We start from the raw sequence: 10,654 nt of genomic DNA, 5'->3' as shown, positions 1-10,654 counted from the left end.
CATGACCTCTGCCGAGGTAGTTTGTGGGGTAGAGCGACGGATTGGGGGAGCGCACTCCGAGAGGAGTGTGCCCCCCTGTCCAACTCCGAACCTACAAACGCCGTTTGACGCAGGGAGTCCGGTGCGCGGGGTAAGCCTGTGTACCGTGAGGGAGACAACCCAGAGCTGGGTTAAGGTCCCCAAGTGTGGACTAAGTGCGATCGAAAGTGGTGCCGAGCCCTAGACAGCCGGGAGGTGAGCTTAGAAGCAGCTACCCTCTAAGAAAAGCGTAACAGCTTACCGGCCGAGGTTCGGCGCGCTTAAAATGATCGGGGCTCAAGTCCACCACCGAGACCTAGCGGCACCTGTCAAAAGGTGATTCCGTAGGTTGGCGTTCTGTTCGGGCGGAAGCACGGCCGAGAGGTCGTGTGGACCGTTCAGTAACGAAAATCCTGGTCAAAGTAGCAGCGTTAGTCGGGTGAGAACCTCGACGGCCGAATGAGTAAGGGTTCCTCAGCAATGCTGATCAGCTGAGGGTTAGCCGGTCCTAAGTCAGCCCGTAAGTCGAAGCTGACAACAGGGAAGTAGGTTAATATTCCTACGCCAGTGTGCATCCAAAGCCGACGCTTTGGGGCCGCCTCTGCTGGGCTTTCGCCCAGTCGAACAGTCGAAATTCGTGGAAGCCGTAATGGCACGAAGCGAACGAATGGCTGGATAGCGAAAGAGAGGCCAACCTAGAGCCCGTGAAAAGGCAAGCACACAGTCCGTACCGAGATCCGACACAGGTACTCATGGCGGCGAAAGCCAAGGTCTGTCGGGAGCAACCGACGTTAGGGAATTCGGCAAGTTAGTCCCGTACGTTCGCAATAAGGGATGCCTGCCTCGCGAAGAGGCAGGTCGCAGTGACTCGGGCGCTCCGACTGTCTAGTAACAACATAGGTGACCGCAAATCCGTAAGGACTCGTACGGTCACTGAATCCTGCCCAGTGCGGGTATCTGAACACCCCTTACAAGGGGACGAAGGACCCGTTAACGGCGGGGGTAACTATGACCCTCTTAAGGTAGCGTAGTACCTTGCCGCTTTAGTAGCGGCTTGCATGAATGGATCAACGAGAGCGCCACTGTCCCAACGTTGGGCCCGGTGAACTGTACGTTCCAGTGCGGAGTCTGGAGACCCCCAAGGGGAAGCGAAGACCCTATAGAGCTTTACTGCAGGCTGTCACTGAGACGTGGTCGCCATTGTGCAGCATAGGTAGGAGCCGTTACACAGGTACCCGCGCTAGCGGGCCACCGAGGCATCATTGAAATACTACCCGATGGTGACTGCGACTCTCACTCCTGGCGGAGGACACTGGTAGCCGGGCAGTTTGACTGGGGCGGTACGCGCTTGAAAAGATATCGAGCGCGCCCCAAGATTTCCTCACTCGGGTCGGAGACCCGAGAAAGAGCGCAAGAGCATAAGGAAGTCTGACAGTGTCCGGCACAACGACGGACGCTGACGCGAAAGCGTGGTCTAGCGAACCAATTAGGCTGCTTGATGCGGCCAATTGCTGACAGAAAAGCTACCTTAGGGATAACAGAGTCGTCACCCGCAAGAGCACATATCGACCGGGTGGCTTGCTACCTCGATGTCGGTTCCCTCCATCCTGCCCGTGCAGAAGCGGGCAAGGGTGAGGTTGTTCGCCTATTAAAGGAGGTCGTGAGCTGGGTTTAGACCGTCGTGAGACAGGTCGGCTGCTATCTATTGGGGGTGTTACGGTATCTGACGAGAACGTTCGTATAGTACGAGAGGAACTACGAATGGGTGCCACTGGTGTACCAGTTGTCTGAGAAGGCACGTGCTGGGCAGCCACGCACCACGGGGTAAGAGCTGAACGCATCTAAGCTCGAAACCCACTTGAAAAAGAGATACCACTGAGGCCACTCGTAGAAGACGAGTTCGATAGACTCGGGGTGTACGCGCCAAGGCAACGAGGCGTTGAGCCCGCGAGCACTAATCGGCCAAGCCACATAGTCATACAACATCGCATTGGATCCGTGACGCGGAGAACGGGTCCGGACGCAAACTGGACTACACATACATTACGGTCATGACCACCGATTACGGTATCTTGGACGGAAGTCCAAGGCTCGGAAGACATCGTCTTCCGTTGTATCGCGGTTCGAGTCCGCGAATCGGCGTTACGGCGGCCAGAGCGGTGAGGTACCTCCCGTACCCATCCCGAACACGGAAGATAAGCTCACCTGCGTATCGCGGAGTACTGGAGTGCGCGAGCCTCTGGGAAATGTGATTCGCCGCCTTCACTCATACTCGGCGATCCCTCGGGATCGCCACGCACATCACCCACAGAGCCACAGCGCTGGCTTTGTGGGTTTTTTGCATTTCGGGGCTGGAAAAATACGTGACTACTCTAGCCGACGCGAACGCGTAACAACTGATTTACCTGTACCAAATACTTTTGGAGCGGGGCTTATTCTGGTGTGGCAAAAAGAACGCAGTATGACGCTGTCAAATCTTTCCCTGGATACGATCTATGGGATGCTATCCGAACCCCGCCGTCGATATGTTCTGTACTACTTTCTGGACAACGATCACGCGAATATCGAATCTCTTTCCTTGCAAATCGCCGCTTGGGCGCAGGATGATACTGTCGATGCGATCACGGAAGAGCAAAAACAATCAGTGACGACATCGCTGATCCACAGTCATCTTCCGAAACTCGAGGATCACGGACTCGTCGAGTACGACGGCCGAACCGGCGACGTGATCGTCGACGACGGGTTCGACGAGATCCGGATGACGATCGGCCGCGCGAGAGCGGCGGAAGAAGAGGTCGAAGTGACCGGCACTTCCATGGAATCGTTCCTGTACAGCGAGCCGCTCACGCAGCCCTCGAACGCGGATCATTGACTGTATTCTCGCCGGCGAGTCGTTCCGTGTGGGGCTGTCGCTCGCGGCTATTCGGTTAGAGACGGAACGCACCGTTTGCTCGATCGATAGTCCAAACGCTGGCGCTTTGCTCTATCGTATCGAAACGGTGTCACCCGGAACACTAACGTCCAGCCTCATCCCGTGGCGGCATGCCGCGTCGGCTGGCTAACCCTCGTGCCGGGCGGAAGAGCTTCGCGCTCCTCGGTCGGGTGGGCGAGGCCCACCGAATCACTGTCGCGTGCCCGGGTTCGCCGTGCTGTCATCGCACCCGAATGGGTTTGCTCGGACGGGGACTGAAGGCACGCACCTGAACTAGGTGCGTCCGCGGTTTAACCCTTTCAGTGCTCGGTAGCGCCGACCGACCGCTGGCCGTCACTCTCGCTCGGGTCCGGTACAGTCGCTCGTTCGCCTTCGTTGTCTTCGAGCCATTCGTCGTACACCACGGGTTCGACGACATCCGCGTTCATTCGCGAGTGGCCGGCCCCACAGAACTCCGTACAGACCGCATCGCAGAGGCCGGTGTCGTAGACGACGGTTCGGACGCGCGTGAATAACGTCGTCGTCGGTTAGCTACATCGTCATGTCTTCGTCACCTGGGATCGCGACCTCGTCTCGAGTCGTCACATTATCCTTGGGATACGACGTCTCCCAACCCCCACTGGTAGCCTCGAATGACGATGACCTCACCGACCGCGATTCCCACCGGGGGTTTTAGCCATTGGCGCTGGTACGACGCATTCGCTCGAGGTGAGTCACGTGGGAGAGTACGACGAGGATGAGAAACGACGGGCCGCGGCGAAGTGCGAGTGCTGCGGCGAGATCGGGATCGTTCAGATCTGGCCCGACGGTCAGCGCAAGCCGCTCGGCCAGTCGGCGTTTTGTGACTGTTCCGATCCGCCACTTCGCGTGCTCGAGGAGGATCTCGACGCGGGCGACGACCTGCCGTGAGTTCGCGGTAGCGTTCCGTTCAGTGACTCTTTAGAGCGTGCCTCCGACGCAGAGGACGATCACGAGGAACACCCAGATGAGGTCGACGAAGTGCCGGTACAGCGAGACGGTCGCGGACGGAGATGTCCGGATTCGGCCCGTAGTGGGCCCGCAGTCCCCGCCAGAACACTACGGCGATGCCGAGCAGCGGCCGTGCGACGCCGGCCGCGGCTCCCAGCAGGTCGATCGCGACGCCGCCGTAGAGCCCACTGGCCCTGAGTCCGGTGACGAGCGGCCAGCGACTGCGGTGTTCGTGTGTGTCGTGGTCGCTGTGGTCGCTCGGCTCGTGCGGGCTGTCCAGGCCGACGGGACGTCGGGATCGGTGAGTTACCCCTGACCGTCTCGCGCGTGGCTGGCGCCGTCCGCTCGAGTCGCTGCTAACTCATCGTTTCGGCCGGCCGGGCCATCGGACGGAGCGTGCATAGGTTTGCGCTCTGACTCGAGTGGAAAAGAATGACCGCTTACACCACGGTCGGTCGTCGGTACAGATCCCTACACCTCGGATAGAGGGTTCGAATCGGTTCGCACAGCGCGTGTGTACGGTCGCCCAACGGTGTCGGCAGATTTGTATCGGGTCGTCAAACCTTTGTAGTACTGTGACATGGTACCGAGTGTACCGGTATGAAACCGTGCCAACACTGTCAGGCGGTCATCGACGAGTACATCTTGGATAAACAACTCGAACCCCTGCGCGGACTCACGGTCGACGACTTCAACATCTGCGCCGACTGCACGACTATCGTTTCTGATTCGTGTGTGGGGTGTAGCGGTGCGGTCTACGTCCCTCGGGGCGACACTGCCACACCCGACTACTGTCCGGCGTGCCGAGCTGATCACATCGAACGGACGGGGCAGGATCCCGGCTGGAATCTCGACACCGCGTCCACCTGAACGGACCGTCCGTCCGTCCGTCCTCATTGATTCCGTCGCTCTTTCTCGCGATTAGCGCTGTCAATGTCGACAGTTAGAACCGGCGGTTCGGACGCAGTCGCGAAAAATCACTCGGCGAAAGAACCGGGCCGGCGAGTTCGCGCACGTCCTGAGCGATTTCGAGTCGGAAACCGAATCAGTAGAAGTACTCGTCTTCTTTCAACTGGACGTAGCCGCCGTTGCGATGGGTGTACTTCCGTCGCTTGTAGGCGAGCATGATCTTCGAGGCACCGAGACCGGCCGAGTAGCTCCGTCTGATCAGGTTCCCGCCGGAGGCCCCCTGCTGCATGTCGGTGATGGTATCGAACGCCCAGTCCCAGTCGTCGGGCTCGTAGTCTTTGACGATGTCCGCGAAGGCGACGTTCCGGAGGATCTCGTCGCCGATGGCGCGCTTCCAGACGTCGTTGTAGCTCTCGAGCGAGTCCGTCCCGGCCAGTCGGCCGGCGATCTTCCCCGTTCGGACGGCGACGTGGTAGCCGCCCTCGTGGAAGGCCGAGGTCGTCCCCATCGCGCCGCCGGCGACGGCGATGTTCGCGCCGACGGGCGACTCGATCGGTCGCGTCGAGGAGATGGGATACGTTTCGGTTCCCTTCGACTTCCCACGGTCCTCGACGATCGGGATATCCTCCTCGATATCGTACTCGTCGCCGTACTCCTGTTCGAGCAGGCGGCGGATGTACTCCGACCCGGAGGGCAATCGGTCGTCGTCCGGTCGCAGGAGTTTGTACGCGCCCGGGTTCGTCACGTCCTCGAGTTCCATCCCGATCGGCATCGTCAGGCCGACGCGAGCGACCGTGCCGTCGTTGGGGAACACCCACGGGTAGGCGGTCTCGCCGGGCATGTAGCCCCACCAGAACTTGAGGGTGTCTTCGAACTCTTCGAACAGCTCGGGTGGGAACTCCCGATACTCCTGGTAGGCGATGTGGTTGGCTTTCGGCGGCGAGAGGTGGTCCGAGACGCTGCGGCCGGGTGCTGTAAACTGGTCCAGCGCGTCGAGGGTGATCCGTCGCTGCGGGCCGTCGGCGAGGACGACGTACTGGGCTTCGAGCTGGTCGCCGTCGGAGAGGGTCAGCGTGTGGATGGGTCCCTTCGCGCTGTCGGCGCGCAGGTCGGTCTCGAGGTCTTTGACACCCGTCCCGACACGAAGGTCGGCCCCGGCGTCTTCGGCGCGCTCGTGGAGCCAGTCGTCCATCCGTGCGCGGTGGAAAGTGTAGCCGAACTTCGGGTAGCTGGCTTCCATCCCGGTCGTCCGTAGTTCGACGCGGCTGTTGGGACCGACGAACTCGGTCGCCTCGAGCTCACGGTGAATGACCTCGTCGGGAATCTCCCGGTAGTCGATATCCATGATGTCGATCCAGTAATCGAGCATGCCGGCGGCGTCGGTCGAGTCCGGACCGATGTCGTCGCGGTCCTCCCGTGGGACGCCCTGCTCGAAGAGGACGGTCTCGGCACCGTGTGCCGCGGCCCGTTCGGCCGCGGATGCCCCAGCGGGGCCGCCACCGACGATCGCGACGTCTACGCGTTCCATACTCCGTTGGAACTCAACGGCCCATTATTAAATTGCCTGAACGTCCCGATGGGGGAACCGATGTCGAGGGGTGACGATCGGCCGTTCGGTGCGGGTCGGCGATCCGTGTATCCGGCCTGTGTCACCCGCAGTGGCCCCTCGAGACTCGTTCCGGGAGACGAACGCTTTTGATCGCACCGACCGACGCCACGGACATGAGTACTCGCGACGCAGCAGACGTCCTCGTTCTTCGGACGGGAACCCACGGTATGCCGGTCGAACAGTACGCCGCCGCGATCCGCGAGCGACTCCCGAAGCAGACGGTCGAACTCGCGCGGACGCCCACCGAGGAGCGCGAAGCGATCGAAACCGCCCGGTTCGTCACCGGGATGACCCTCGACGAGGACCTCCTCGAGGCCGCCGAAAACCTCGAGGTCTTCGCCTGTGCCTACGCGGGGACGGGCCACCTCCCGCTCGAGCAACTCGAAGAACGCGGTGTGGCGGTCACGAACGCCTCCGGCGTGCACGGTCCCAACATCGGCGAACACGTCCTCGGGGCGATCCTCCGGTACACGCGCCGGTTCCATGTGGGCGCGCGCCGACAGGATCGACGGGAGTGGCGCCACTATCAGGCCTTCGAGTTGCAGGGATCGACGGTAACGATCGTGGGACTCGGCGCGATCGGGGAGGCCGTCGCGGAACGACTCGAGCCGTTCGGCGTCGAGACGATCGGGGTTCGGTACTCGCCCGAAAAGGGTGGGCCGACGGACGAGGTGATCGGCTTCGACGACGACGGGTTCGACGACGCGCTCGCGCGGACGGACTACCTCGTGCTCGCGTGTCCGCTCACCGAGACCACTCGCGGGCTGATCGGCCACGACGAGTTCGTGACGATGGATCCCGACGCGGTGCTCGTCAACGTCGCCCGCGGCCCGGTCGTCGACACCGACGCGCTCGTGGCGGCGCTGCGCTCGAGTTGGATCCGCGGCGCCTCGCTGGACGTCACTGATCCCGAACCGCTCCCAGAGGAACATCCGCTGTGGACGCTCGAGAACGTCCAGATCACGCCCCACAACGCGGGCCACACCCCCGAGTACTACGAGCGACTCGCCGATATCGTCGCCGAAAACGCCCGGCGATTCGGCGAGGACTCGGAGGCGGAGCTCCGGAATCAGGTGCGTCCCTGAGCCGGCTACCGGCCGACTCCTTCGACTGCAGTTTTTTCAGTGGCCGGCTCGAATCTCGGGTATGACGCTGTCACCGACCCCACGCTTCGATGCGACGAGCAGCCGTGAACGAGGGACCGAGCGTACGGAGGCGTCCCGATGACGCTCACCTTCGACGGTACGGTCGTCGTCCCGGCGGCGGATCCGGACGACGGCGAGCAGACGGCTGCGGCGCTCGCCCCGCATCTGACCTCGAGCAGTGCGGTCATCGCGGTCAACGTGATCGAAAAGTCGGGCGGCGGGATCGACAAGGCACCCATGGAACAGCGGGAGGAGTACGCCGACGAAATTTTCGAGCGGATCCGACGGACGCTCGAGACGACCGATGCGACGGTCGAGACGGACGTGCTCTACGGTACCGATGTCGTCGAGCGAATCTTCGCCGAAGCGGAGGACCGAGACGCCGATGCTGTCGTCTTCACGGCTCGAGAGGGGAATCGGCTGGCGGAACTCCTCACCGGCGACGTTGCACGGCGGATGGTCAAGGAAGCGTCCGTTCCGGTCGTCGCACTGCCGCAGACGGACGCCTGAGTTCGCGGTGAGTGCCGGATCGGACCCGAGGGATGGGGATCGCTTCAGACGAAGACATCCTGTGAGTCGATTCGCGCCCCGAGAACGTGTCGAAGGCCGACGACCAGCCCGTGGTCCGGTCCGCTGGCCCAGATCGCCATCTCTTCGACCTGTCCCGGACGGGTTCGGTCTGCGACCGCAGCGAGCAGGACGGATCGGCGATCGACCATGACGATTCGACCGAGGCGTTTGACGTTCAGCGAAGCCGGGTCGTCTGCGAGGTCCGTGACCGTGACGGTGGTCTCCGGTGTGACGTCCAGCACTCGTGCTTTGATCTCCTCGGAAGGGACTTCGACCCGCGTGTCGACACCGCGTTCGCTCGCTGCGGCGAGTTTCCCGAGAAACTGTCGATCGAGCGCGCTCTCATCGGCGAGAAGCGCGTAGACCTCGTCGGTCGCTTCCTCGAGGAAGCGACCGACTTGATCGGTGACGCGATCGTGGTCGGCGATCGCCCACACTCCGCTCTCCTCCAAGTCGTCTCCGTCGTTCGAACAGCGGAGTTTCGAGAGGGCGTCGTCGGTCGCCTCGAGCGTCGTATCGTACCGTTCTTTGAGGGACTCGAGCGCGGCAGCCTTCGAAATCGCTCTGTACTCGCGCGGCTCGGACTGCTGGATGTCGACTAACCCTCGCCGGTGCAACCGGTCGACCGCGTCGTAGACCCGCGAGCGCGGCACGTCCGAAAGGGTGGCGATCTCCGATGCCGTCGCCGTCGAGACGCGCGAAAGCGCGACGAAACAGCGAGCTTCGTATTCGGTGAGCCCCAGTTCGACCAGGAGCTGTACCGCCTGCTCCTCAGTAGGCATCGTTCCGTGTGTTTTTCGGCTAACTACTGGACGTGGTGCTTGCAGCCGCCACGCTCCTCGGCGGTCGCCTCCAGTCGAGCGAGCAGATCGGCACCCGTTTCTCGAACGGAGACGGCGTTCGCCTCGAGGTCGAACTCGACGGCGTCGGCCGCCGCGAGCTTCGGCACGTGGTGGTGGCGAAGCGAGATCCGAACGCGTCGTCGCGTCCCGAGTAACGCGTCGCCACAGCCCGCGACCGTACCGCGGGTCTGACCCTGTTCCTCGAGGGTGACGTGGTCCGCCAGGTCGGAGAGCGAGACCGGCCCGTCGTGGTCGTCGAGATACTCGAGGACGGCCCGACGACGCCAATCGGCGAGCAGATCGAACGCTCGCTCAGTCTTCTCGGCGGATCCCGTCGACCGGGTCGCGGAACCTGGTGTCAGGGATTCTGGATCGGAGATCACGGGAAGCATACGCTCCGTTGGGCCCATCCGTACTTGTTCGCCCTGCCAAACCACACAGGAGCGATCGCGAAGAAATTACTAATAACTGAGTGAAAACGGCTTAGAGGTAGCCGTTCTCGAGCAGCAGTTCGCCGTTCAGCACGCTCGCGCCGGCGGCACCGCGGATGGTGTTGTGGGCGAGACAGTTGTACTGCAGTCCGAAGGCGGACTCACGGAGTCCGCCCGCGGCGATGGCCATGCCGTCGCCGAGCGAGCGGTCCATCCGCGGCTGTGGACGGTCGGGCTCCTCGAAGACGTGGATGAGCGGGTCGGGGGAGGAGCGAAGGTCGAGCGACGGGTACTCACGCATCGCTTCGGCGGCCGCGTCGGGGGTCAGGTCGTCTTCAGTCTCGACCCAGACGTTCTCGAGGTGGCCGTCGATCGTCGGAATGCGGTTACACGAGGCTGCGACCTCCATCTCGTTGTGACTCAGTTCGGCGCCGTCGAAGCTGCCGAGGAGCTTTCTGGACTCCGTCTCGAGTTTGTCCTCCTCGCTGCCGATGTGGGGGATGGCGTTGTCGATGATCTCCATCGAGCTGACGCCATCGTAGCCCGCGCCGGAGACGGCCTGGAGAGTCGCGACGTGAACCTTCTCTAAGCCGAACTCGGCCAGCGCGGCGAGCGTGGGGACGAAGGTAATCGTCGAGCAGTTGGGATTTTTCACCATCGCGCCGTCCCAGCCGCGCTCGTCGCGCTGGACCTCGAGCAGGTCGAGGTGATCGGCGTTGACTTCGGGGACGACCAGCGGGATATCGTCGTCCATCCGGCCGTTCGAGGAGTTCGACGAGACGACGTAACCGGCCTCACAGAAGCCGGGCTCGACCTCGGCCCCGATGCTCGAGGGGAGCGACGAGAAGATGAGGTCGACGTCGTCCGGCACCTCGTTGGGGTCGGTTTCGACGACGGTCATCTCCGCGACGTCCGTCGGAATGGGGCTATCGACGCGCCACTTCGCGGCCTGCCGGTAGCTCTTCCCGGCGCTGGATTCACTCGCGGTCAATGCGGCAATCTCGAACTCCGGGTGGGGGTCGAGAAGCTGAATCAGTCGCTGTCCGACGGCACCGGTCGCACCGAGGAGGCCAACTCGTACTGCCATTTTCCCGGACTCCGAGTTGTGTGCGCAAAACCGTTTGGGTTTCCGTCGCACAGCAACTGTCAGCGAGAGACGAACACCCCGTCGTGTCGGCTACGATTCGATCGTGTCGGTCACCAGTGCCGTCGCTCACGACGATAGGAAC

The 10,654-nt window shown here is 62.4% G+C and carries 11 protein-coding genes and 2 rRNA genes; 8 read left to right on the top strand and 5 right to left on the bottom strand.

Annotated elements, in window-relative coordinates; translation table 11 throughout:
* The 3 genes from NATTI_RS26830 to NATTI_RS0120900 form a co-directional block, all read left to right on the top strand.
* Positions 1 to 1,996: ribosomal RNA gene (locus NATTI_RS26830) — 23S ribosomal RNA — on the top strand; the annotation flags it as partial.
* Positions 1,997 to 2,161: 165 nt separating this feature from the next.
* Positions 2,162 to 2,283, top strand: a 5S ribosomal RNA gene (rrf, locus tag NATTI_RS0120905).
* Positions 2,284 to 2,479: 196 nt separating this feature from the next.
* Entirely contained in the window at positions 2,480 to 2,890 is a 411-nt protein-coding gene (locus tag NATTI_RS0120900) for a DUF7344 domain-containing protein (RefSeq protein WP_241434243.1), read from the top strand.
* Positions 2,891 to 3,249: 359 nt separating this feature from the next.
* Here the strand turns inward: NATTI_RS0120900 and NATTI_RS27390 are convergent, their stop codons facing one another.
* Positions 3,250 to 3,378 (bottom strand): hypothetical protein, encoded by a 129-nt coding sequence (locus NATTI_RS27390; RefSeq protein WP_019992094.1) that lies wholly within the window; start codon positions 3,376 to 3,378, stop codon positions 3,250 to 3,252.
* A gap of 289 nt (positions 3,379 to 3,667) precedes the next feature.
* On the opposite strand from NATTI_RS27390, the gene NATTI_RS0120890 reads away from it, so the two are divergent.
* The 3 genes from NATTI_RS0120890 to NATTI_RS0120880 all read left to right on the top strand — a co-directional run bounded on the left by NATTI_RS0120890 (position 3,668) and on the right by NATTI_RS0120880 (position 4,789).
* Positions 3,668 to 3,859 carry a hypothetical protein gene (locus NATTI_RS0120890; protein WP_006087873.1) on the top strand — a complete coding sequence of 64 codons (192 nt, stop codon included), beginning with the start codon at positions 3,668 to 3,670 and terminating at the stop codon, positions 3,857 to 3,859.
* A gap of 76 nt (positions 3,860 to 3,935) precedes the next feature.
* Positions 3,936 to 4,235, top strand: a complete 300-nt coding sequence (locus NATTI_RS0120885) for a hypothetical protein (RefSeq protein WP_006087874.1) — start codon at positions 3,936 to 3,938, stop codon at positions 4,233 to 4,235.
* 284 nt (positions 4,236 to 4,519) lie between these two features.
* A complete protein-coding gene (locus NATTI_RS0120880; protein ID WP_006087875.1) occupies positions 4,520 to 4,789 on the top strand; it encodes a DUF7571 family protein in 270 nt (89 codons plus the stop codon).
* A 175-nt stretch (positions 4,790 to 4,964) separates the two neighbouring features.
* Here NATTI_RS0120880 and NATTI_RS0120875 read toward each other — a convergent pair whose 3' ends face one another.
* Positions 4,965 to 6,356 (bottom strand): NAD(P)/FAD-dependent oxidoreductase, encoded by a 1,392-nt coding sequence (locus NATTI_RS0120875; RefSeq protein WP_006087876.1) that lies wholly within the window; start codon positions 6,354 to 6,356, stop codon positions 4,965 to 4,967.
* A gap of 194 nt (positions 6,357 to 6,550) precedes the next feature.
* Between NATTI_RS0120875 and NATTI_RS0120870 the strand changes: the two genes are divergently transcribed.
* Positions 6,551 to 7,522 (top strand): D-2-hydroxyacid dehydrogenase, encoded by a 972-nt coding sequence (locus tag NATTI_RS0120870; protein ID WP_193787774.1) that lies wholly within the window; start codon positions 6,551 to 6,553, stop codon positions 7,520 to 7,522.
* 138 nt (positions 7,523 to 7,660) lie between these two features.
* Positions 7,661 to 8,092, top strand: coding sequence for a universal stress protein (locus NATTI_RS0120865; protein WP_006087878.1), 432 nt, complete (start codon positions 7,661 to 7,663; stop codon positions 8,090 to 8,092).
* A gap of 44 nt (positions 8,093 to 8,136) precedes the next feature.
* On the opposite strand, the gene NATTI_RS0120860 is transcribed toward NATTI_RS0120865, so the two are convergent.
* The 3 genes from NATTI_RS0120860 to asd form a co-directional block, all read right to left on the bottom strand.
* The gene (locus tag NATTI_RS0120860; RefSeq protein ID WP_006087879.1) at positions 8,137 to 8,934 is read right to left on the bottom strand and encodes a TrmB family transcriptional regulator; all 798 of its coding nucleotides are present in this window, start codon (positions 8,932 to 8,934) and stop codon (positions 8,137 to 8,139) included.
* Between the two features lie 23 nt (positions 8,935 to 8,957).
* Positions 8,958 to 9,386, bottom strand: a complete 429-nt coding sequence (locus NATTI_RS0120855; protein WP_006087880.1) for a DUF7344 domain-containing protein — start codon at positions 9,384 to 9,386, stop codon at positions 8,958 to 8,960.
* A gap of 91 nt (positions 9,387 to 9,477) precedes the next feature.
* Complete coding sequence (gene asd, locus NATTI_RS0120850) at positions 9,478 to 10,512, bottom strand: aspartate-semialdehyde dehydrogenase (protein WP_006087881.1); 1,035 nt, start codon at positions 10,510 to 10,512, stop codon at positions 9,478 to 9,480.
* Positions 10,513 to 10,654 lie beyond the last annotated feature (142 nt).

The sequence above is a fragment of the Natronorubrum tibetense GA33 genome (assembly GCF_000383975.1).
Taxonomy (GTDB): Archaea; Halobacteriota; Halobacteria; order Halobacteriales; family Natrialbaceae; genus Natronorubrum; species Natronorubrum tibetense.
Note: the sequence above shows the minus strand (reverse complement) of the source record. Positions and strands in the feature narration are given on the sequence as shown.